This window comes from Caryophanon latum, assembly GCF_001700325.1.
Classification (GTDB): Bacteria; Bacillota; Bacilli; order Bacillales_A; family Planococcaceae; genus Caryophanon; species Caryophanon latum.
In genome coordinates this window covers 1-25,167 of sequence record NZ_MATO01000024.1, presented here as the reverse complement: position 1 = coordinate 25,167, position 25,167 = coordinate 1, and the positions used below count along the sequence as shown (strand labels likewise).

At 35.9% G+C, this 25,167-nt stretch carries 17 protein-coding genes; 4 read left to right on the top strand and 13 right to left on the bottom strand.

Features of this window, described 5'->3' with window-relative positions; translation table 11 throughout:
- The 5 genes from A6K76_RS05995 to A6K76_RS05975 form a co-directional block, all read right to left on the bottom strand.
- Positions 1–1,059 (bottom strand): hypothetical protein (locus A6K76_RS05995; RefSeq protein ID WP_211271744.1); only part of this gene is annotated, 1,059 nt, incomplete at its 3' end.
- A 53-nt stretch (positions 1,060–1,112) separates the two neighbouring features.
- Entirely contained in the window at positions 1,113–1,967 is an 855-nt protein-coding gene (locus A6K76_RS05990) for a PP2C family serine/threonine-protein phosphatase (protein WP_066463094.1), read from the bottom strand.
- A gap of 12 nt (positions 1,968–1,979) precedes the next feature.
- Positions 1,980–2,681: a vWA domain-containing protein gene (locus tag A6K76_RS05985; protein WP_066463092.1), complete on the bottom strand. Its 702-nt coding sequence runs from the start codon at positions 2,679–2,681 to the stop codon at positions 1,980–1,982.
- A 29-nt stretch (positions 2,682–2,710) separates the two neighbouring features.
- The gene (locus tag A6K76_RS05980; protein WP_066463090.1) at positions 2,711–4,030 is read right to left on the bottom strand and encodes a protein kinase domain-containing protein; all 1,320 of its coding nucleotides are present in this window, start codon (positions 4,028–4,030) and stop codon (positions 2,711–2,713) included.
- 114 nt (positions 4,031–4,144) lie between these two features.
- Positions 4,145–6,124 carry a DUF262 domain-containing protein gene (locus tag A6K76_RS05975; protein WP_066463088.1) on the bottom strand — a complete coding sequence of 660 codons (1,980 nt, stop codon included), beginning with the start codon at positions 6,122–6,124 and terminating at the stop codon, positions 4,145–4,147.
- Between the two features lie 139 nt (positions 6,125–6,263).
- Here A6K76_RS05975 and A6K76_RS05970 point away from each other — a divergent pair, with 139 nt between their 5' ends.
- Complete coding sequence (locus tag A6K76_RS05970; RefSeq protein WP_066463087.1) at positions 6,264–7,922, top strand: competence protein CoiA; 1,659 nt, start codon at positions 6,264–6,266, stop codon at positions 7,920–7,922.
- A gap of 96 nt (positions 7,923–8,018) precedes the next feature.
- Here the strand turns inward: A6K76_RS05970 and A6K76_RS05965 are convergent, their stop codons facing one another.
- Together A6K76_RS05965 and A6K76_RS05960 are read right to left on the bottom strand one after the other, a co-directional pair.
- Positions 8,019–8,228, bottom strand: a complete 210-nt coding sequence (locus A6K76_RS05965; protein ID WP_066463086.1) for a YdbC family protein — start codon at positions 8,226–8,228, stop codon at positions 8,019–8,021.
- 2 nt (positions 8,229–8,230) lie between these two features.
- Positions 8,231–11,404, bottom strand: a complete 3,174-nt coding sequence (locus A6K76_RS05960; RefSeq protein WP_066463085.1) for a helicase-related protein — start codon at positions 11,402–11,404, stop codon at positions 8,231–8,233.
- A gap of 137 nt (positions 11,405–11,541) precedes the next feature.
- Between A6K76_RS05960 and A6K76_RS05955 the strand changes: the two genes are divergently transcribed.
- From A6K76_RS05955 to A6K76_RS05945, 3 genes are read left to right on the top strand one after another with little or no spacing between them, the layout of a single operon-like run.
- Positions 11,542–11,904, top strand: coding sequence for a hypothetical protein (locus tag A6K76_RS05955; protein WP_066463080.1), 363 nt, complete (start codon positions 11,542–11,544; stop codon positions 11,902–11,904).
- A gap of 19 nt (positions 11,905–11,923) precedes the next feature.
- Entirely contained in the window at positions 11,924–12,199 is a 276-nt protein-coding gene (locus tag A6K76_RS05950; protein WP_066463078.1) for a hypothetical protein, read from the top strand.
- A complete protein-coding gene (locus tag A6K76_RS05945) occupies positions 12,196–13,245 on the top strand; it encodes a hypothetical protein (RefSeq protein WP_066463076.1) in 1,050 nt (349 codons plus the stop codon). The genes A6K76_RS05950 and A6K76_RS05945 overlap by 4 nt, the downstream gene beginning before the upstream one ends.
- Before the next feature lie 47 nt (positions 13,246–13,292).
- Here A6K76_RS05945 and pglZ read toward each other — a convergent pair whose 3' ends face one another.
- From pglZ to A6K76_RS05915, 6 genes are all read right to left on the bottom strand, one after another.
- Positions 13,293–15,791 (bottom strand): BREX-1 system phosphatase PglZ type A, encoded by a 2,499-nt coding sequence (pglZ, locus tag A6K76_RS05940; RefSeq protein WP_066463074.1) that lies wholly within the window; start codon positions 15,789–15,791, stop codon positions 13,293–13,295.
- 280 nt (positions 15,792–16,071) lie between these two features.
- Positions 16,072–16,653, bottom strand: coding sequence for a PBECR4 domain-containing protein (locus A6K76_RS05935; protein WP_066463072.1), 582 nt, complete (start codon positions 16,651–16,653; stop codon positions 16,072–16,074).
- Between the two features lie 124 nt (positions 16,654–16,777).
- The gene (pglX, locus tag A6K76_RS05930) at positions 16,778–20,197 is read right to left on the bottom strand and encodes a BREX-1 system adenine-specific DNA-methyltransferase PglX (RefSeq protein ID WP_139108654.1); all 3,420 of its coding nucleotides are present in this window, start codon (positions 20,195–20,197) and stop codon (positions 16,778–16,780) included.
- 44 nt (positions 20,198–20,241) lie between these two features.
- Positions 20,242–23,844, bottom strand: coding sequence for a BREX system P-loop protein BrxC (gene brxC, locus A6K76_RS05925; protein WP_066463066.1), 3,603 nt, complete (start codon positions 23,842–23,844; stop codon positions 20,242–20,244).
- An 11-nt stretch (positions 23,845–23,855) separates the two neighbouring features.
- Positions 23,856–24,398 carry a BREX protein BrxB domain-containing protein gene (locus A6K76_RS05920; RefSeq protein ID WP_066463064.1) on the bottom strand — a complete coding sequence of 181 codons (543 nt, stop codon included), beginning with the start codon at positions 24,396–24,398 and terminating at the stop codon, positions 23,856–23,858.
- Positions 24,385–24,993 carry a BrxA family protein gene (locus A6K76_RS05915; protein WP_066463062.1) on the bottom strand — a complete coding sequence of 203 codons (609 nt, stop codon included), beginning with the start codon at positions 24,991–24,993 and terminating at the stop codon, positions 24,385–24,387. The genes A6K76_RS05920 and A6K76_RS05915 overlap by 14 nt, the downstream gene beginning before the upstream one ends.
- Positions 24,994–25,167 lie beyond the last annotated feature (174 nt).

Here is a 25,167-nt window from a genome sequence, read left to right as displayed (position 1 = left end):
ACTTTCCGCTTTGTCCGCTAAATTACGTGCTTTTAATAATTCTTCCCATGTTAAAATCTTACCTTCATATTGATACTTTTCAGATTCATATTTAGTATATGAAGGTTTAGGCGTAACTTGTTTTGGTTGTTGCACCACTACTTTTGCAGCAGGTTGATTTCGTTTAATGCTAGTAGGCTTTGTCTTCGGTGAATTTGCTCTGTCTTGCTGAGAATGCTCTTTAGTAATTTTACTCTGCTGTTGGTGCATTTTTGAAGAAAAAAAATACAGCTCATCTTTCCAATAATCTTCAGCATCTACATATTTATTATATTCTAATCCAACTACATCTTGATAAAATTCAAGTTCATTTGAATACATTTTTTCATAATATATAGCCATTCGAATACTATAAACATATCTTTGTAAATATGATTCACGGAAAAATGAAGCTCGATTATTAGCAAAATCTTTCAAATTCCACTTATAATTCCCAATTACGGCTGCAAATGCTTCTTTGACTACATCTTTTTTAATAGAATTAAATGACAACTCTGGGTACATTAAATCCCCTATATTAAGTTTGTATTTGAAACTACCAATAATATTACTTAATGCTATATACTCTTGTTTATACTGCACTTGTCGATCCTTTAGCTCTTCAAGCACTCTTAAATCACTTTCCATTATAGTTAAAATATTCTTAGGTAAATTTGATTTTTCAGGAGTCTCAATAGACGTTGCTTGTTGATGCTCATTCCCTACTTTTGTGTCAAAGTTTTTCTCTAATGCTTTTGCCCATGTTTCAATCGACCATTTAGCATATTCTTCACTAATACCACAATTATTTTGTAGCTTTTTTATCAACTTATTGGTCATAACCCACGTTACTTCACTGTCATCATCTAATAGCACTATTACTACATTCTCTTGCACTGCATATAATAACAGATTTATTTCTAACCTATTAGTTCCACATAAATCTAATAATAAGGCCTTTAATTGCCGAGAATTAGTACAAAGTTGTTGCCCATATTGTGAAACTAAATCTTTTAGTATCAATTGAATATGCTCATTCATAACTATTTTCATCTCTCTAGCATCGTTTATTTTTCTTTACCTACCTAAAATTTTTACGAACAATAGACAATCGCTACTGTCGTATCATCTCCACTTCCATTTCTAGAAATGTCATTTAACCAGGTTTCTATATTATCTTCTATATAGCTAGGTCCTTCATGTCCTAAAATATCATTATAATCTTTTACAGACTGTAAGAACTCCATCTCAGAAATAAATGAATTCGAGTAACCATCCGTACAAATGAAAATCATTTTAGGTAATTTCCCTACTAAAGTTGTAAAAGAAATTTGTATTTCCATCCATGCTTTTTTTGAACTTAATGAAGTTGTTTCATTTGCAATTAATCTTGAATCCTTTTGTATTGGTCTTATAAGTTCTGAATCTTGGGTTAAGACTATAATATCACCATCTCCAAGTTGTAAATAAACTACAAACGACTCTGTAATAATTACTGATAATAACGTAGTTCCGTATGCTATTTCTGGTCGACTTTTCAATAATTCTTTTTCATCATCAGATAGTGTCTGTAATTCTTCCATAGTAAATGGTGTTTGTTGAAAATGTCTTTTTACCGTTTCATTCCATCTCGAAGTTATTTTTATTGGTAATTTTTCCTCAATCATTTGTTTTATATAAGACAAACTAAAAGTGTGATTTTTTTTTAGTAATTCTGAATGAAGAACTTGTTCCACAATATGAACTGCCAATTGAGAACCTATTTTACTCCGAAAACTTTTTTTACTTCCATGACCATCAGCAATAGAAACAATACAAGATTGGACATCTTCCGAAGAAGATTTCCAAACTTTAATAGAATCTTGATTGCATTTATTATTTTGGATATGTAATGATCCAATTACCGATTTACTCATAATAGTAAAATGTTTTGATTGCGTCTCTTTCATGGAATTTATCACCTACCACACATCTGTTGAGCTAATAGAGGCATTATTAGATGGTACAGGTATAGGTACATTGGTATAATTTCCAGAATTTTCATCACTTTGACTTGCTGGTGCTGAAGCAGATTTTAAGACAGCTGTCGATACCCATTTAATATGTTTTAATAAGGCTTCTGGATTGTTTGCTTTTAATGGTTTAAGTTCAGGATGTCCAATAAATTTTTCAAGAACTTGTTCATCAACATCTTCACCTATTGCAATGGCGATTCTAACAGCCTTTTTTCCCCATGGTTGATCCATAAGTTCTGATAAGCCTTTTGAATACTCATCAGTAGGTTGCCCATCCGATACTAAAACGAGAACAGGTGGAAGCGCTCGATCACTCATAGGTGGCATCTTCATTTCCTCAGCGACCATCGATAAGGCCTTACCTAAATCCGTTACACCATCAGCTTTTAAATCCGTCCAATTAAAATCTTCCACAGGAGTAGGTTGAGAAATATGCCACTGCGCACCGCTAGAAAACTTTATTGCTCGTACTAATACTTGCGCATTTGGATTTTCATCTGCTACCTTTCTCATATGTGGTATTACTTCACGAATTGCAGTGTTTAAAGCTTGCATCTTACCATCTATTGACATGGATCCCGAACAATCAGCAATCCAAATGAAATGTAATGGTCTACTAGAAATTTCTCCGCCTGGTCTTCTTTTCATATAATGATTCCTCCTACATAATTTATATATTAAATTCGGATTTCTCCTTCTGAATTCCCGAAATTAATTTTAGTACCAACGACAAGTGATACATTTTTACTCGGATCTACATCAAATATTGTTCCATCAGTTGTTTTACAAACCCATTTTTCATTTGATAAGTTCTTTAATCCCCAGACACTAGGATTAGATGGATGTTGAGTTATTTCTGCTATTGGGTATGAAAAATCATACATTTTTTCATCATCAATATGATGCGGATACAATTTTGTATCATGATTCAACATAATAATTTGATTATTAATTCTTATACGAGGTGGTAGGATAATTGGTTTCGTACATGCCCAGCATTCTCCGAGTGAACCTTGTTGCTTAATTTTTTCGATATCATAGAAATTTTCAGCACCACAGCTACAATATACAATTGAATCTCGTAACTTTACTAAACTTGAACGCCATTCACTTTCCCTTACCCTTCCATTTTCCGAATCCTCAATCCCCTTAGTAAACGAACGTATAAATAAATCTCTTATATCTTGATTGTAAATAGGCCAAAAATCAATTGCGTTGTCATGATACCCAGGAATTGGACGATTACTATGATTAGTAGGGTCAAATATAAAAATCGGGTCTTCACCATATAATTTATTCATAGCTGGTAAATCAAGACACTTAATTGCCGCTTCTTTTTCTCCTTCAAGTGGATGATGCATTATGAACATATAAAACAGTAGTACCGATAAAGAATATAAATCTGTTTGTGTACTTGGCTTTGCTTTTCCCAAAACAACCTCTGGAGCCATAAATCTCGGTGTTCCTAATACCCCAATGTTTGCACTCTGTTGATCAACAGCTACATTATCATTATCACAAATCAAAACATCACCAGTAATTGGTTCAAAAAACATATTACCAAATGAAATATCTCGATAGCACATACCACGAGTATGCAGTGCTAAAAAACTATTTGTTAATTCTATACTTGCAGTAATAACAGCTCGAAAAGATGGTTCAATTCTTCGTTTCATTAAATCGACAATACTTTTATAGTTTTGAGGTCGTAATTCCATAATGTATCCAAAACCATTAATCCCTTGTTGTTCGATTAAATGTATAGGCCAAAGAAATTTTTTAGTCGGTCTACCAGTTTGAATTAACTGTTCAAGTATTTCTTTTTGCTGTGGCGTAGCAGCGTGAGGGAAATACCATTTTAATGCATAATCAGTATCCCCTAGTTTCACTTTGTATACTTCACCTTGCCCGCCATCACCTAAAAATTCTTCTACTTTGCATTGAATCTTTGATGAATCATCTTGTATAACTTGCCCTATTTTAAAAATATCCCCCATATATATTTCTCCTTTTTAAATACTTATCTTTAACAATCTAATATTCATTTTAAACCGTCTTTAATGATAATATTTTCTAAATAACAAAAAGTTAATTTTAGCCTTTTTTTAGTATTATTTAATTTCAACTTCTACACCCCAGGATTCTGCATCAAACCCAGCATCAACAAATAATTTCTTGCACGTTGTATAGATGCTCTTCTCACTGAAGTTTGCCTCAATATAATGACTATTTGGCAGCTGCTTAGGGCTACGCATTTCTGCAGTCTTTTCTATTAAAATTAGTAGTGACCTCGTCTTCAACAACTCTTTATAATAATCTAGCCTGTGCTTATAGATGAACATAAGCGTATGTTCAAGTACCTCTCGCCAAACTTTAACCTTAATTGTTTCATCGCCAATAAACAGCAGGCGTGGTGAGCTACCTGTTACATCGTTGTCTTTTACGCTAGCTAATCCTAAATAAGGCCAAGCTACGAGGAATTTTTCATATAGTTTTTCTGCTCGATTGTTAATTGCTTGTTCGTCCCAAGTCGTATATTTAACAAGGTCTTTATTTAATTCAAAATTGCTCTTTGCATAATATTTCTTCTTTGTTGTAAATGACTCATTCGATAATTCCGAATTATAACCAGTTAACGTTAAATTCCCAATAACATGTAGATACTTTTCATGAACGTCTTCAAAATTACCACCTAATTCGTTTTCCCAAGATTCCGTTAAAGTCTGCGGCATTATATGTTCAAGTGTTGCATCTAGTAAACCTACTTTTTCTTTATGACCATATGTTTCTTCCAATACACTTAAAATAAATTTGCACTTTTCCCTCTTATCTCCGCTTCCATACAATGGTGAATTCTTCAATTCATGAAGAACTTCTGTATCTTTTGGATAACCCCTTACTTGTAAAAACGCCTTTAGCTCGTGTATAGAATCTGCTTCACTAAATGGCTTTAGCTGGTTATATAATGATCCGAACATTTTATTTAACGGCTTTGATTCGATATTGCACACATATCTTCGAACAATAAAGTTATCTATAATCGCTAAAATTTCGATAAATTGTTCTAAGCTATATTTTTTCGTATCATAATCACGATAAATATACAGTAGAAATGGAAACGCCGTACGTGCTTCAAACTGTTGAATTCTCTTTAAATAATAGCGAATTTTTTCGTTCGCTTCTTTTTCAGGATGCAATAACTTGTCATAATACGTTGCAAATACGGCTAATTCTTTCAAATACTCAATGACATTTGCTTTCTCCGCTTGCTGCTTTACCTTCACATAAACATCCTTCTGTTTAACGTGTAAGTTTACGCCCATTAAAAAATGTCTAATAAACTCCGTTAAAGAATTACCTAAATTCGTTTGCATCGGTAGCCAATAGCCCTGATACATTTCTTCTTGCTCGGATGGCTCAATTCGCATAAATAAATAATTTCGAATTAAGTCGGCTTCCGTTAAAGGCTGTCCTTTCGCATTTAAGCTTTCAAACACTAAGTAAGGATTATCATCTGGAGATAAAACGATACTAACTAGCGAAAGATTATGTAGCACTCCATTCTTCAATTGCTCTACATCAATTGTTAAATCATTAAGCTTATTTTTAAAGTAGTTATAACATTTAACAAGTCCGCTACTTTGATCTATATCTGTAACTTCATTTTTTATAATTCTTTTAAATATATCTTTATCAACTTGTGTTGGAAGCAGTTTAAAGTATTCCTCACCGCTTTTAAATGAATTTACTAGCATCGTTGCGTTAATTTCAGCAGCTAAATTAGAAAGCCCATCTTCCTCTGCTTTATCGCGAATAACGCTCAATAAAATAAGCAAAGAGGTTAAACGCTGTTGCCCGTCAATGACTACAAATTGTTGCAAACCTGTAGGACTCACATTTATAGGAATAGAGACAATTGATCCAATAAAATGGTTTTCATACTGTTGATCCTCATCAACTAATTCCGTTAAATCCTCCCATAACGTGAGCCATTGTTTCGTATCCCAACTATATGTACGTTGAAACATTGGTATTATATACTGCTTCGAGCCTTCGATAATCTCCTGTAAATTTGTTTCATTTGCTTTCACTTCAATCACTCCAAATTTATAGTGTTAGTTGGACTACCCCTGTTAAATACTAACATTTTATAATAATCATATTTTACCATATTTTCATTTAATATATAATATAAGCATAGTTCATTTTATACGAAAGCGAAGTGATAAAATGTTCGTAGCAATCACTCCAAATAATGAAAAATATTTTGCTTTTAATGAAGATAAAAATTACTTATACTCATTAGCTAAAGCTAAAAAGCTATTTTGTCCCCATTGTCAAAAAAATGTTTTCTTCCGCGGTGGAGCTAAAAAGATTCACCACTTTTATCATGAACGTCATGTAGAGTGTAGTTTTGTCGGTGAGCCTGAAACGCAAGAGCATTTAGGTGGTAAGTTAGCTGTTTATAATTGGTTGAAGGAAACATATCCTAATGCTTATATCGCATTAGAAGAGCGGATTACGCAAACTAATCAGATTGCGGATGTATATGCCGATTTTGGTAATGGTCATAAGTTTGCATTTGAAATTCAATGCGCGGAGCAGACTGCGGAGAAATGGTTGGAACGTCGGAAGCTATATGCGATTGCTGGCATCAAAGATATTTGGCTTTTTGGAGCGAACTATTATAAAGAAATAAAAGCGGATGATCTTGAAAGAGATGAGGTCGTGCTGCGGCTAAAGTATCAGCAACAAATAGTGAATGACAAAGAACGTAGTGTTTACTTTATTGATGTGGAAAACCGTATCGTAAGACAGATAGGTAAATTTTTCGGTATTACATTTCGAACTGAAACACGATTTGTTGTGAAGTTGCAGGAAATCGCAATCGAGGAAATGAAAATCGCTAAAATACAATCGCCTTGCCAATACGTTCTCTGTAATACATTTACATATGAAAAAATTCAGCAATATTTAGACGAACGAAAAATTGAGGCGGCTAAACTTTGGAACAAGCGTAAAGAACAAATGGCTGCACGTATGTACAATATTCGACAAAAACAGCTAAAGCAAAAGCGTCTCAAACAATATCAAAATTATTTAAATAACTTCAGTATCGATAAAGTATTAAAACGTATGTCACATCGAGAGCAGGTGAAATTTAGACAACTTGTGAAAGACTATGGCTTTAATGACCGTAACTTCCCTGGTATTTTTAATATCCAGATGGAAAACTATCACTATATCCATACGCCATACCCACTTTGGCAATTACTCGTTTTTCATAAAGCGATTACACATAACTATAGCAAGAAGCAATTGATTTACTCAAAATATTTATTTCAGGATCTTAAAGAGCAGCTTCGATATGATGTGAACGATAGTAAGGAAGTAGCAACGTTGATTCATAGTTACCTTATCTTGTTAGAGAAATGCGGATTTTTAGATAAGCAAACAGTATATCGTAAGTACATACATCCATTTAAAATCGAACATAATGTTCTTCCAATAGTCGATAACAAAGCGTTGAATTCAAATGTAGCTATGTATTATTCAGAGTTTAATTTGCTCGCTATTGGATGGGCTGACTACTACGATACCGAGTTATTTTTCACCGACGAAGAACAAGCTATGTTAGAAAGTGATACTGAATATTACCAAAATCTTATTTTACACAATATACAATCTCCTTTACACATTGAAAAGCGTCTTGTTGACTCATTTCTTGAAAGTATGGAAAATAACACGATAGAATTTGAACGACACGAAAAAGAATTTGTTGAGCATTTATACTATCTAGTAATGCATGATAAATTCATTTCGCGAGCCGTATATGATACATTCTTCGCACTGATCGAGGAAAAATCGTATGTTGAGCGAACATCATAAAATCTCACTTATACACTGGGATATGTCTTCCAAATAATCTTGTATACAATAACAGCGTACCAAGATTAACCTTGATACGCTGTTAAACATGTAGATTTAGAGCAGTAACGCTTTTAACGCTGCAAATTCATCTTCTGATAACGTTATACCTTTACCCATCTTCTCTCGGTTCGGTGACCATTCACGAATATCGTATTTTGGCGCAGCACTGTTCCAGCTAATGCGGTTCAGTTCTTTCTTCCAACCTTTTGCAGATTCAGATAACACACCGATATGTTCTACTACTTCATACTTAATTTCAGCCATTTTTACACCCCCATCAGTTGCTCCATTTTGACTTCTTCAACGACTTTTTCACCATCTAAAACGTAAACATAAACGGAACCATTCAATTCACGATAATCTTCCAAAATAATTTGTTCATCCAGTGCTTTTAAAGAGGTTGTTAATAAAATAAAACGTGCATTGCCTTCTGTTTCTTCACTCGTGAAATCGACCAATCCATACGCATTTTTTTCACGTACATTTAAACGTCCGTTGCTATGCTCGTAGGTTTTTATCATTTCGAGATAATCTGTAGGAATGACTCTCGCTATTGTTGAAAGCGGCTGAACATGTAACTGGACTAAAGACTTAATCGATTGCAGTTGGATGCTTCGCTCACGTTCCACATCTTCTAAACGCTCTTTACTGCGCTCTTCTAAATCCTCAATTTGTGTATGTGTTTGATTGATTAGTGCGCTATTTTTATGATTGATGTTGTCATTTAAATAATTGGTTAAACGCTCTTGTAGTACAGCTGTTTGTTCATCAAATGAACGGCGTAAGTAGGTACTCTTACGGTTCAAGTAGTCATCACGTTTCATTTGCACACTTTGTAGTAGCTTTTTTGCTTGAATGATTGCTTGCCGCTTAAATGTTAGATCTTCGTCTGCTTCTACACTTATGAATGTCATGGATGGCTGGAATAAAAAATATGGATCAAGTTGAATAAACTGACCTGAAGCTCGCTTCGCTAATAGCATGACTTCTTGCTCTAGTTCTCGACTGTTGCCATCTACAACACTGACACGGTTTAGCTCAATAATTAATGGTTCGCTAACGTTTGCTTTCAACGTACAAACGGGCAGAGCGACTTGTTGTAATTCCTGACTAGCAAGCTCCATAGCGATTTTTTGAACAGGATGGTCGCTCGTAATGACAATCACTTCTTCGGTTTGCTTTGTCGGTGTTAATGTAAAACGCAACGACTCATCTGTTCGTAAACTATATTTTTTACGCTTGATTAGCTCACGGATATTTTTCGGAAATCGATCGATACGGACAATTTGCTGGTCATTTGAAAAATTCAGCTTCATACGTGACGTTTCAAATTGCTTTACCGCAAATTCACCATAAACACGTGGTGGCATACTGTTAATCGAGATTTCTTGATACGCACGTCTAGCCCCTGGTAAATCAAAGCTTGAATCATCTAATCGCTCTTGTTTTGCTAGTTCTAACAAACGTTTATGCTCGTCTGATAACGTCTTTTCCATTGTCGCCACCAGCTCGTCTAAGTTTTCTCGACCACTAATCGCCGTTTCCATTAAACTTGCTAAATCAATATGATGTTCCTCTAACACTTCCCCGATAAAGTCATACACTTGCTCTTGTCCCAAGTCCTCACGCATTTGGTCCATTTTCGTTAATAAACGAATTAATACATCACCTTCACGGGTATTACTTGCTACAAGGTTGAAAATGAACACCTCATTTTTTTGCCCGATACGATGGATACGTCCCATACGCTGTTCTAAACGGTTTGGATTCCACGGAATATCATAGTTAATCATTTGATTACAGAACTGAAGGTTAATCGATTCTCCCCCGGCATCCGTTGCGAGCATAATTTGCACTTCATTTCGGAATTTCTCCACTTGTTCACGGCGCTGATCCATCGAAAAATGCCCAACAATTTTAGTGATTTCTGGTACATGCTGCAACAGTTTACGCTCAAGGTAATGGAGAGTATCTTTTGACTCTGTAAAAATTAAAATCTTCTCTCCTTTTGCTAAAAGCCCTTCCTGACCGAATAACGTACGCTCTAGCTCTGCATATTTCACCTCAACATCTTGCTGCACGAGACGCTCTGCTTTATAAACTAATTCGGATAACACAGCGATTTCTACTTGCAGCTCATCAATATCAATCACGTCTGTTTCACCTTCAAGCTGTGCATCGATTTCTTCTTGCTCATCGTTTGACAGCTCATCGTAGTTGAACGGTTCTACAGTTTGCATAGCCGTTAATTCTGATTGAAGCAACGCCTCCAACTTTTCTTTCCGACGTTTCAGTGATAAATAAATCGCATCGACAGACGAGCTTAAGCGACGTTGTAAAATCATCATCGCAAACGCAACGTTCGGCTTATTATTTTGCTTCGCTCGATTAAAATGCTCTCTCGCATAGGCAGTAACGTCCTCATACAATTGCTGCTCTTCATAGCTCAAATCGAATGAAATCGTTGTCGTCGTACGTTTTGGGAAAAGTGGCGTACCATCGAAGTTTTTCATTGTCTCTTTTAAACGACGAATGACGAACGGATTACTTTTTTCATAAATGGACTCACCTGTGTTCATACGAGAAAAAATATCGTGATCGACTAAGCTCATTAAATGACGGAAATTTTCTTTATCTCCTTTATGCGGTGTCGCAGTTAGAAGTAGGCAATGCTCTGTGTGACGTAACAGCCCTTCTCCGAGCTGAAAAATCTTCGTGCGGCTAATTTTACGCTTTTTTACACCATGCGTATAAGCAGCCATTTTATGCGCCTCATCGACAATGACTAAATCAAAGTTGGCTTTCATTATGTATGCTTTTATTTCTTCACGTGCTGCCCAATAAATCGAGGCAATCACTTTATCATTTGTTTCAAATGGATTTACTTCACTTGAACTATTTAATAAGCTACGGTTCACAATCGTAAAGTCTTCGCCAAACTTTTCTTTCAATTCTTCTTGCCATTGTTTTAATACGAGTGGTGGCACTAAAATTAAAATACGTTCCGCAGCTTGACGTGCAAATAACTCTCGAATGAGCATCCCCGACATGATCGTTTTCCCTGCCCCTGGATCATCTGCTAGTAAATAACGAACTTGTGGCGATTGCAGCATACGACTATATACTGCTTCTATTTGATGTGGCAGCGGCATAATTTTTTTATTACCACGTGCGCGGGACTGTGAATACTTATCCTCTGTTTTCAGCACGTAGTATTGCAGGTAGTGCTGCAAACGCTCTGCATTGAATGTACTTTCCTCTTCTTGAATATTTTCTAATTGGCTGAGCTGTGCTTTATCTAAATACTGTTCGTAATATTTATTCGTCTTACGCCCAATTGACTCGACTAAAAATAAATCGTCATCAATTTCTTCAAACTGTTTAATGACAACGATTTCTGGCCAAAAAGGACCTTTGATGATGGATTTGATTTTTAACATAATTTCCTCCACAAATTATTTTCGATAACCACATACTTGTAAAATTATAAATAATATAGCATAAAAAATTCCAAATTATCATATTATACATTATAATAGTCTAAATAATTAAATATTTCAGGGAGGAGATGAGCTATTTGACAAACCTAAATCCGCTTGTAATTGCTGAAATTGGAAAAATGGCGAATGAATTAATCGTCACATATGGTAAATACAAAGAAACAAAAGAAATAGAACAAACAGAAAGAATTAGGATCCGTGCAACATTATTAGCGTTAACGAAAAAAATAGAAGCCGAAACTCAAACATTTCAATTATTTTTAGAAAAAAGATTTGAAGAACGCCATCGACTATACGATATGGCAGAAGATTTAATGAAACACGGCATGAAAGAAAAAGACCCTGATTTAATCAATAGTGCGATCACATTAATCAAATTTACATATTGTGAAGATCCTTTAAAAGGAAATTCGCTGTTGAAGATTACAGATACGTACTAACTAAAATGGAGGTCTGATTATGTTAGATGAAAAATCACACAAACAAATTATTAGTACCCTTGAAAGAATTCATTTTGAAAAAGAGGAACAATTAAATATTGTAAAAACTTCACAAGAGCTTATTAATTCGTTTGATAAAGCATCTAAACAAACTGAAACAATTATCGCTTCTTTTTTCAATGAACGTAATCAAAAAATAGAAAACTTAAACGAACAGTTACAACAGGCTATTTCTCAAAATGATAAAGATACTATTATTAAAATAACTAAAATATTGGGGGATCTGAAGGTATGAGTTTATTTAAATCAATAATTGGCGGTTTAATTTCTTCTACTTCGTCTACAAAAGGTGGTGGATTTAGTGGCGGTGGCGGTGGTTATACTAGATCAAGTATTCCAAAAGATATGATCAAAACTGTCAGCAAATCAGAACCAAAAACAGAATTAGGCAGAGCTATAAAAGATATTGTTGAGACTACGGAACAAACAAAGCAAGAAATGAAAGACATTGTTATTGATACTGCAAGAGATATCACAGGTTTAGGCACGAGTGATAAGAAGGTTGCAAAGGACACAAAAGATCAAGCCGATGAAATTGTTGCAAAAGCTACGGCTAAATTAGAACGTAAAAAATATGCTGTTGAAAAAAAACATATAGAAGTCAAAAAGGCATTAGATAAACTGTTGTCACATAAAAAATCGCTATTGAATACTACAGTGACAGAATCACAAAATTTGTCAATTTTATTCGAAAACACGGATTGGGCATCACGTTTAGCACCTACATTTAAAGAATTGAATTCAAAAATCCAACTACCAAACAAAAATTTCTCTGCCTCATTTACAGGTTATCAAACATCTAGCTTAGATTTGATTGATATGATTTTGAATAAGCGAAACGACAAAGCCAATTTAGCAGCTGCCAAAGATTATTTGGACGAAGCTAAATTTTATCGAAGTGAAGTGAACTATCAAGTCGAAAAAATGAACATCCTTTTAACTAATTTAGATTTCACAAGTTTGGTTATCGCAGAAGAAAGTCGCATTTTAAAACTTTTGGAAAATCAGCTAAAGGAATTAAACACTGATTTGACTCACCAGCTGCAGAAAAAACGAGTTACGAACGACGAAATCAATGAAGCTAAAAATTTATATCAAATGGTTAAACTTGTTGCGAATACTTTAAAAGAAAAAATGTTCCACGAAGATAGTCGCATTACTAAAAGCTATGTTGATAATTTAAAGCAATTAGATTCGTTAATGGCAAATAATATCAACTCGCCTAATACACCTACGCTTAAAGAATATATACCACTCAATATAAATATTATTAATTATTAACATAGTAAAACCACGATTTTGTTAAATTCACAAAATCGTGGTTTTATTTAATATAGTGCACTATACATATGCAACGTAAACTCCGCCTCGCTATACGGTATCACTTTATTCCCCTCTACCGTCATCATTTTCAACGTACATGTTTGTCCGGTTCTATAATGACGTTCAGTTAGGTCGAATGTGAATGTAGTCGTACGTTCATGATTTTGTCCTTGCATGTTAAACGTATGTTCCACTTCATTAGAGATACGTTCGCCGTCTAAATAAAAGGCTAAACGAATCGTATGTGCGGTAAATTCAGTCGAAATGCTTTGCTCTTGATAAAGTGGTACTTCCACGCGCATATTTTTAATGACGCGCGATGGCATCGCTACGTTTACATCAACAAGTGCTGCTTGTGTTGTGCGGCGATAGTCAATTAACGGTGTGATGGCTTCTTGAGGTGTTGCACCGCCATGAACGAACTGTAAGCCGCCGCCACCGATGAAACGATTAATCCCTTTTGCAATGGCTTTTTGCGCACCTTGTAACGTCGTAAAGCTCGCTGGCACTTCGATTGCACCATCGCCAATCGATAACTGATCACCGATGATGAAACGACGATTGCTATCGAATTTCTCTCCTACGACACTGGCAACTTTTTCGGCGTTTTCGATTTTTGAATTTTGATATAAAAAGCCGTGGTCTGCTGTAATGAAAATACGCTTTACTTGCCATCTTGAAAGCAAATCAACAAGTTTACTCACTTGCTGTATCGCACGTTCTACTGCCGCGTACGTTTCACGCTCCGATTTTACCGTATCACCTGTTGCGTCAATGACATCATGATAGACATATACTAAACGTTTTCCTTTAAGCTGCTCATCTGCTGTAGCACGCGACCATGAAATGATGTCATCATATCGAAATGCGACCGATTCTGGCTCAAACTTGCGTAAAATGTTCATACGGTTTTCTAGCCCTTTTGTTGATTCATCATCTGCTAACACCGTACCATTTGATGAAATCGACAACGTACGGTGCGGTAAAAGAGATGCCATGCCAAGCTGTGTGTACGTTGGCATGTTTGCTACAAGCGGGCTGATTGTTGCGCTACCATTTGCACGTGCATCCAATTGTTTTGCTAACTCTGCACCTGCTTCAAAACGAAGTGCATCAGAAATAATAACGAAAACGCGCGTCGATTCCTTCTCCATAATGGGCTGAATGTATTCAGCATAAAATGTAGCTTGCTTCGGTAACTTACCTGTTTCGGCTTGTGTTAACGTATAGTTCGTTTCCTCAGCGATTTTCGATAAATATTTATGTTCGTACCAGTTTGTACATTTTTGCGCTAGCTCGTCTAATAGCTCACGTTGATCAAGCTGCATATAGCCCAGCATGAAACGACGGTACGTTTGATCGATGACGTATAGCTTATCCGCGTACTGTACATATAATGGAATACGTGTATCGTACTGTTTTACTAATGTTTTATGTATCGTGAAATCCACCGCATGCACTAACACTTGAAGAAGCCCTCGTACGCGCTCGTTTTCATTTGCCCAATGCATTTTCAAACGATTTTGTAGTACCTCTTTCCATATCGTTAAATTTGATGTTTGATGTAAAAGCTCCGTCGTTAGCTTTTCGATTAGCAACACATCAATAACTGGGAATGTCGCAATGTCCGCATAGTGCTCCATTGGACGATGCTGTAATAGCGAAACAATTTCAAGCTGCTCCTCGATGTCTCGTATGTATTGTTCTAGCACATGACGACCTTTTGACTGTAGCCAATCATCTACAAATAATGCACTTACGTTAGCACGTGTCGTTTCGTATTTTTGCTGTAGCGTCGCATCTTCAAACTGTGCGTAACGCTGAAAATGCGCGTACACAATATGCGCCATTAAATGCTGTAATGTGTATTGCTCAACGTGTACACCGAAATGCTGCCCAAGCAATGTAAACAATTGTTCCTTGCTAAAGCGTTTCACAATCGATTGATACAGGTCATTCGATTCTTCTTGTAAGCCAGCTGTTAATAAATGCTGTGCAATTTTATTCATTTCTGCAATAGGTGCGCCCGTTAATACTGCCAACATCGCGCATTCAAAATCATGCTCATTTGCATTGAGCTTTAATACTTTTTTCAGCTTCTCTTTACGCTCAGCACTTTTGAAAAACTCTGGGTACTTGCTCATAACGCTACGAAGCATAGCATCACTCACCTGTAGCTGCTCGGCAAATAACGCGGTCGTATCTGCTTTAAATTCCGTACCGTATAACTCCATATCGAGTAAATAGTTTTGCTCTTTCTCTGGCTTTGCAAAATGCGCGTACAATAAAAAAGACTCGTTCTTCTTCTCCACTTCGATTTCAATTTTCAGTGAGAAAAAGTTATTACGTGTCAATTCGCGTACATGAATCGGCTGATCGGCCAACGCCTCCGTTAACGCCTCTACTGTATATTCGCCTTGCTCGTCATACCAAAATACTACGGTACGTGGTTTGTTGTGTAACTCTGTTGTAATGCGTTCTTTTAATAATTGTATAATATTCAAAGGTGTTGCTCCTTTCGTAAAAGCTAGAGATGTATTTATTATGATGCGTAAAAATTTTCATGTTAGTTTTGACCGTTTAAAATTTATCAGTTATACTGATAATACTAGATGGCTAAGCATCGTAAAAACCTGATACGTTTATCTGGACTGCGCGTGCCAGACGTTGGCGGACAACATAAAAAGCCGATACTGATTCCAGACTTCGAGCGCTGGACGTTGGCAGGCAACATAAAAACTTAGCGATTTAAAAAACACAGTACTTCAACTGAGGTACTGTGTTTTATTTTTGAAAACCATCTTTTACATAATAAACAATGTCTTCAGCGCCACGTTTTCTTTCAAAAATACAACACACCTCATAACTCGTTTTCAATGCATGAGATTTGTCCGATTTTAAATGCAATAATGATTGTGGAACATATATGGCTGACAAATGTTTTTCTTCGACCATCGATAGTGCAAAGATTTGTCTCTTTGAACGCAATCCTTTTTCAAAAGAGAAATTATAAAACATGACATGCCCATCAATTACTCGAATATCCGCTGTTAATAAACTGTTTAATTCGCCAATCACCTGCAACTTCTGTCCGGTTGTTCCATCATTTTTAACAATGAGCTGTTCTGGATTTATTTTGTTATCTTTCACTAACTCATAAAAATGCTTCGCTGTGACAGACTTCTTTGTTTTCAAATCATAATATTTCACACCACATAAATGCATAAAATGTTCCTTCTTTGCCTTCACAACTAATTCATTAACTTCTTTCCCTTTTATGTATAGATAATGGAGCTCTTTATTAACAATCTGTTCGAAAGCTTGAAAGCCATCCTGAATCGCTTTTAACTGTTTTTTATTTTCCATATATAACCTAACTTTCTTTTATGATGATCTATAAATGATTTACTTACTATTTTATCATAAAAGGTTTTTATTATTTACAAGCACTGCGATACCGTAGTGATATTACAGTGCTTGTTTATAGTCTTTATTTAATTTTCGCTAATACACCTTTCCCACCACGATAAAACTTCTCGTAGTTCACCTTCACACCATCATCTAAATCAATTTCAATTTCCTCTGCTGCAATTTTTGCTAAACGCTTATCAAACTCACGAAGCTCGTCGATTTTCTTTTCAAACGATACTTTCTCTGCATTCAGTTTTTTCTTATCTGCTGCACTTAAATTTGGATTGACTAAACGATTGTCTAAGTCCGCAATTTCTTGCTGGTACTTCGCCTGCATTTCCTGTAAATGTTCGAAACGTATTGCTGCCATTGTACTTGGTGTATAACCGTGCATGTAGATTAACGTACGTAAGCCTTTTTGTTTCCCTGAATCAACTAGCCAATATAGAGGCAAATTTTCATACATTTTCAAATGATCAGAGTAAAATTCATTAAAAAAGTAATTTCTAATTACCATTTCCGGGTTATTAGAGTTTTTCTTAGAAAGAACACTCGCAATATAATTCAAGTTTTCTTCAACTGACTCTTCTCCATAAATTGATTTTAAGAATTGTTTTAAGTACTCTAATAAGTCCTTTTTAAAATATGGTTTTTCTGTTAACGAGATAGCAACATGATTTAAATTAAATTTTGTATTATTAAACCGTCCAAATACTAGTCCAACAAAGTAGGATAATATCCTCTTAACGATTTCTTCTTTGCTGTAAAATCCAACTTTTTGTGTATCAACTTCAAAAGGTTGAGAACTAAGATTTTCTATTTTATATAAATCAATAAAATATTGATTTATACTCTCTAATTTTGCTAAATAATTTACTCTTAAATTTGAGCTTTCCGTTAATAAACCGTCAACATATTCTTTTAAAGAATTATTAAAGTGACTCACTTCTTTAAATTCCCAATGTTCCTCTTTATTTGACCAATCTAAGCGCATTAGCTCGTAACATTGTTGCGAGATTAAATCAATAGTTTCCTTATTATTTGAAACAATTAAAGGTAAATTATTAATATCCGAAGTTAATAAATTCATGGTTTGATTAAATACCTTAATCAAACTATAAGCAACCTTACTATTTAAGAAAGCTAAAATATAATAAAATAGTGAATCATCTTTAATATATATAGCTGGACTTGCCGTACCACAAACAGAGTCATTGATTTCTCTGAATGCCCTGTACTTATTACTTACGTAGGACCAACTAATAGCCCTTTGAAAATAATATTCCTCATCACCACGTCTAATTGATTTATTATATTTTTCTGGATCCCATAAATCTTTCAATTTTATAACATGTTCCGTATTTCCATAAAATCTTCTATGTGATCCTCCTTTATTTAATAAATGATATTTCCCAAAAGGTCTAGATTCTTTGAAAATAATTTCTTCTTTTTTTACTTCATACCATTTCCTAATAAAAAGAGGATCTTTACCAGTAACAATACCTGCTTTTGAAAGAGAAAATTCTGCAATCGATGGATTTTTAAATAATTGTAATGTTTCTTTATTCAGCCAGTATGCCCATGGACAATCATTTATCTCCGTAATATTGATTTGATTGAATTTAAAGTTTTCATTTGAAGTAAGAAACTCTATAAATTTCTCTTTCTTTTCTTCACTACCTTCTGTCTCAGTTATATCGAAATATATACCATTATAATTAGGGATAAATGAATTTCTATAAATAAACGCAACAGATTGTACAATTTCTCCTTTGATTTCTTCAAATGCTTTTGTCCCCAAATGAATCATATTACATAACGTAATATTCCTTACTAGATGTTCTCGTAATACCCTAAAGCTTTCTAAGAACATCCAAGAGTGCTGATTGATAATCCCTATTAAAGTACTTTCTTTATAAAAATGTTGTTGTTCCATAAACGCAGTGAATAAATCTAATCTACTTCTATTGTAATTTAAATCTAAAAAGTCTAACAGTTTTTGAGGCATCGATCCCGCCCCCATATAAGGCGGATTCATCACCACCACATCATACTCATTGCGCATAATGTCCGTCTGATGAAGCAATGCTGGCAACACTTGTGCGGCGATGTCATGCTGCTCTCCATAAAACAAATCGTCCACTGGATTGTTTGCAATATGCGTTAATCGTTGCTCGAAAAACGTTGTGTCTCGCTGCGTAATGTTAATTAACGAGCCGTACGTTTTCGCATTATAATATTGGTCAAAGAACGCATTCACTTCGTCGTAACTATCGCCCTTTTCCTGTTGTGCGATGTACGCAATGACATCATCTGACACATGATTCGTCTCTTGAATTGATGCGACATGTAGCGTAAGCCCTTCACGTTCTACACTGCGTAAAAAGCGTTTCGAATACGACGCGGCTTTCATTACAAGTGCAAATGCAGCTAATTGATACGCGCGGTCGTCGATGTCTAAGCCATATAAATTGTTCTCTAAAATTAATCGTGGAATGTCACGCTCTGGGTAACCACATTTTTCATAAATTTCATAAAACACTTCAAACGCATACACTAAAATATGTCCACTGCCCATTGCGGGATCAAGTAGTTTAATATCCTCTACTTTTAGCTCCTTATTCACATACGGCGCAATTTTCTCGTGGAAATCTTCCTCCTCATGCTTGATGAAGTATTCCCAGTTGTCAATTAAATCCTCGTCTTCTCGGTGCGCCTCTGTCCAGTAACGTCCGAGCGAGTTTTGCACCATGTATTGCACAATCCATTTCGGTGTAAACAGCTGCGTCGCAAAAGGAATTTCTTCTTTTTTATATTTCGATTTTTGTGCAAATACGCGGTCTTTTTCTTCTGCTATGTAATATTGATACAGCCAACCGATCACTTCAATTTCTTCAAAGCTTTCCGTCAGCTCCTCTTTTTGCACAAGCGTTTTAATAACAGACTCGGCATCCAGTAAAAAGTCTGGTAACAGCAACTCCGTATAGTCTTGAATCGGCTCAAACATAAACGGCAAAATCGAATTCAGTGCGTTACATTGCGCGACAAATAGCAGTCGATATGCTGCTTCTGTATTACCAGTATGTAGATGTTCACGTACTTTTGCCTCGTCAACTTGTACATCCATCGTATCGAATTCAAATAAAATATCTGGATCGACTCGTCCGACTGTGCTTGATAACACATTCACCTTTTCTGGTAAAAATTCGTGTACTTCCATGTAGCGAATCGCAATGATACGGTTAAACCACGTATATGCGACTTCTTCCATAAGCTGCTTATAACCTTTTTGTTCCAGCTGCTTTTGCAATGACTTGAATGCTGCTTTTTGTTCTAACCGATATTTTGTTTCATTAATAACTAATTCTCCAAATCGTTCTTCCATCTGCAAACCATTGCTTTCATCAATGCCATATACATACGCCTTCGTTTTCACTTGCTCAATTAGCTTTCGACGAGACCACGTCGCAAAACTTTTTAATGCGCTTTTGTTCATCATGTCACCTCTTATAAGTAAAGGAAGGGAAAACACCCCCTTCCTTTTTATTTTTCAAACTTTAACGTATGCTCTTTTAACTCTTTTAATAATTGCTGCTTTAATTCATATAATAAATCCTCTAGCTCAGATTGCGTTTGAATTTCCGTTTTATGCAGCATGCGATATAACGTTTCAGACGAAATAATTTTCGTGCCTTTTTCGCGTACAACGGGTGGTGGCACGTCGCTTGAAGATGGCGGTAACTCTCCTGTCACTGGTGGCGTAACATGAATGAGCTCATCCTCTTTTTCCTGCGCCGCTTGCTGAATATGCGCTGTCACGTCACGAAGCTCGCTTAATTTCATTTTAATGAGCATAATGCTTTCGGCTGCGAGTAACTGTTGTTGCATTTGTGTAAAGCTCGGCATTTTTGCGGCAATGACCGTACTTACAGCTTCGTTATTTGAATAAAACTCTTGTAGCTCCTGTAACGTTTGCTCCAGCTGTGTAATTTGCATAGCTACCATTTGCTTGTACGCCGTTACTTCGTCTTGAATCGCTTGTTGTAGCTTTTCAATAATTGCAGGAATGAGCGGAATGTCTTTATATGGCTGCGGCTTCACTAAAATGTCCGTCAGTTGCTTTTTCAGTAGCTTCACATCGTCCGATTCGGTTTGTGCTAAGTCACTTTCAATCGAACGTAAAAACTGCACAGCTTCATCAAAACGTTTAATTGGCTTATTTAAATAGAAACCTGTTAAAATTTCTAGTTCTTCCTGTGCATCAAGTAAATCATCCTCTGCATCAATAAACGCCTGTACAAGCTGCTCATCGTCACGAATTTGTAGCATGCGTTGTACGTCGTTTGAGATAGAGATAACTTTTGCATACTCTGGATACGGATAACTCGATGAATGATTGTTTTGATAATACGTTGTAATGTCTTGAAGTGGTGCTAAGAAATGCTTCTCCATTGCTGCTTTCAACGCATTCGCAAACTCCTGGTACGAATCTCCTCCGTCTAAGCGACCGAATAGCTCTTTATATAACGACATAAACTCTTTTCGTACTTTCGGATCCACTTCCACTTCTGGCACGACACGAATCGTATCGCGATCTGACGTACGGTTTAGTTTCGTATAAAACTCTGTCGCATTTGCTGGGCTAAATAGCTCGTCTGTAATGGTCAATTTCACTTTGCTGTCATGCATTAACGCAAGCAAAATGCCAATCGTATCCTGCTCTGTCCAGCCATATGGTACTTGACTATATTTATCTAATACCTCTTTAAGTGATGGCTTTTGATGATTACGAATGAGTTCTTCTAAATAGCGTAATACTTCATTGTATGCACGAATATTGCCTGTCGCATTTAATAAATCCTGTTGAATCCCTTGCTCATACATACGTTTCCATTCCGAAATGACATGTTTCATTGGAATTGGTTCATCCATATACTCTAAGTACTTATATGTATTTTGCACAAGCATTTCAAATGCGTCGTTTACTTGCTTTTCGAAGTTACCACGGAAAGTACGCTCCTGCATTTGAATGTAAAACGTTGCTGTTTCACACGCTTTTGTTAATAGCTCTTTCGCTTTTACATCGTAATCATCGACATTCGCTAATTTGGCATCATAAATGCGATGTTGTGCTTGTGTCGTACTGGCATTCCGCTTTGCTGATACGTAACGACGTGTTTGTTCCGATAGACGAATTGCTTCTTCTGCCTCTGCGATCAAGTTATGATCTAGTTTAATGATCATTTGCCCTTCAATTGCTTGCACAGCTGCTTCTGTTGCGGTCATGTCCGTCGTAATAATTTGCATTGTTAGTGGATGCTTCATATTAGACTTCGTATAATTGTCAAAGCGCTTATTATAATCAAAAACAAAGCCGTTGCTCGTTGTAAATTTCGCCTTTTTGTAATTCTCCGCAAAAAATGTCTCCACTAAATTTTCTTTAATCGTCGTCATGTTAACATCAACGTTTTTAATCTCACTATTAATTTCCTGCTCTTCATCAGAAAGGAATGAGAACGTACCATCAGCATGCTTTTCAATAAATAGTGTACCTTCTAAACGATTGAGCGACTCTTTAATTGCCAGTTCATTTCTTTCAGCATCAATTCTCGGTAACAATAATGCCGCAATATTATTCGGTGTTGCCGGAATGTGCGCGATTCCTTTAATTAAATACAGCACTTTCAAAATCTCTACGTCAGCTTCGACTAATCCTTCGTTGTTCGCTGCACGTTTTTCTGCTCGTGAAATCGTTTGCACAATCGTTGACTCTAAATGTTGACGAATCGTCGGGTAAAACTCTGCCATCGTGACAAGCGTTCCGAGTGAATCATCATTATGTTTAATTGCTGCGTCTTGGAACGACTTTAGCAATGAACGCTCTCCGCGTGATGCGTACGAACTTCCCTCACCATGCACACCAATTTTCTCTAACACCATTTGTAGCAGCTCTACTTGATACGGTACAAATGGATACGTCGCAACAAATTCTTCTGTCGAGCGATATGCTGCATGATACTGTGTTCTCTTTTGTTCATCATCAAACGCTAAACGATTTCGAATAATTTGCTCATTCGGCTCATATATCACTTCTAACGTTTTAACCGCTGTCTCCGTCTTTTCTAGTAAACGACGCTTTAATACTTCATCTGTATTAGTACTCGATAAGTTTATACGTGTTTTGAAGCGACCTTGAATTTTTGAGAAACTCGTTGTATCGACAATGTTTGCAACCGATGTAATGCTTTCTTGTGACGTAATCGCAATCCATGCTTGTCCATTCGTAGCAGCACCAATTTCTTCAACCGCATTTTGCAGATCCAGCATTAAGCTATTGTCCATACCGATATATTGCCCTACCTCATCAATTAAGAACACGAGACGATAATCGTTCCCCTTAGACTGGCAATATGCTGCAATTAACTGCCCTAGCTGCTTTGCTGAAATGCTAAACTCTTTTTGCGTATTACGTACTAAAAAGTCAGCAGATGCTTCATCATAGCCAATCGCTGTTAACGCATCAATTATTTTTCCGAAACGAATACGGAACTTCAAACGATACGTCTCCCATTCTTCATCATAAAGCGCTTTAATTTTATTCGTAAACAGCTCATACTTGCCGTCACGCTCTAGCTGGCGTTCGAAATCTGCTACCCATAGCGTCGTCGAGTACCCAACGTGCTCATTGAAAATACGCAAAATGATTTCAATGATGCTTTCTTTACTGCCACGTGTTGCGTTCGTACTTGCTTCGGAACCAACATTAAATAATAGTGCATCAGAAGGCTTCGCACCGACATCACGCATGACCGCTAACAAAGTTTCATCTTTAATTTTGCTTTCGAAATATTCAAATGGCGCACGACCTTTAATCGTCTTGTTATCCAATAAATAAGAAAGGATTTTTAAAAAGTGTGACTTCCCCGATCCAAAGAAACCAGAAATCCACACACCAACGTCCTTCGTCGGCACGTTATAAACTTCCTCATAGTTTTTATAAAATTCTTTTAAGCTATTTAAAATTTCATCTGTTACAACATATTCGCGTAACTCGGTATGTATCGTTTCCTCATCAATTTGCCCTGCTTGCACGACACCATTAATGGGGCGATTAATATCTTCTTTAAATATTTGTTTAATGTTCATTCAACACACTCCTATGAAATTCGCGTAATTTGATATTCATCTTCATGACGGAATTGATTGTATAAGCGCAAATCAAGCCCCGTAAAATGTCCTGGATAAAATAAAATGATGGGCGTTCTATACGCATGATTCGATAACTTTTTCAATAAGTGGCTTGAACGAATAAACGGGTGTACGGTACCGACACCTGTAATGAAAATGATTTCCGCGTCTCCTGCCTCCTCAATAAAGGAATCCACTAGTAACGTACGATCTTCTAACACCGTTTGAATCGCTTGAGAAAGTTCTTCATAACCTTCTTCTTCAGCTAACTCAATCAATTCTTCCAAATCTTCCTCAAATAACGTAAGTAAAAATTGGAAAAGATTAATTTCTTTAATATTCAATGGCGAGCGTTTTATAAGTCTCTCTATATAAGTACGAACGTTTAACTCATCCTCAGCAGCATAATCTAATACAAAATGGGGAATTTCACTGCCAATACCTGTTGGCGTTGTAAAACCTACTTGATGAATACGTGTCTCAAGCTGCTCTAATCTTTTATAAATGGTCAATGTCTACACCTGCCTGTAATGTAATAATTGCGTGTAATAAACAATCTTCTTTCGCATACTGTGCCAATTTTGTACTCACATGTAACGGTTTAATGAAGTAAGCACTTTCATTTAGTTCAATTATACCACTCTCCCTGTAAAATAATAGAAGCGTATTGTTCACTTTCTTCTTTGAAATGTAACTCCAGTTCAATACAACGTCCGATTGTTGCTCTTTCTCTTCCATAAATGACTGCATATGCCCAAAAACAAACTGCTTATTTTTTTGCTGGTAACGATAAATAATCATCTCGTAAAAGTTTTCATATGCATAACGATATGTTTTTAACAATGTATATAAAATGAGCGCTTTTTTATCGTATTTCGTGCCATTCAAATAAAATGATCGTAACTGTGGTGTTAAACTAATCGCACGTCGAAATACCGTTTGAAAACGTTTTTGTAACGCTGCTTGTGTCTTCACTAAAAATGGATTTTCGTTTGAAACGATTTCACGAATCTCCTCACGCGATAATCCTTTCTCCAATAAGACTAAAATGTACTCGATATCTTGTTGATACCAACGTTCGCTCGTTATACCTGAAGAATATTCCATCTGATGACCTCCAGTTTTTTTCTTCTTTCTATTATAGCGATTTAGTCCGTTAATGAGTAATTGATAATAAAATCAAATAATTATGTGATTATGACTTTGAATTTCCATAAGAAAAAGCCGCACATTTCGTAGAGGGCACTGAAAAACTTCCGTTTTTATGACTCTTCCATTTTT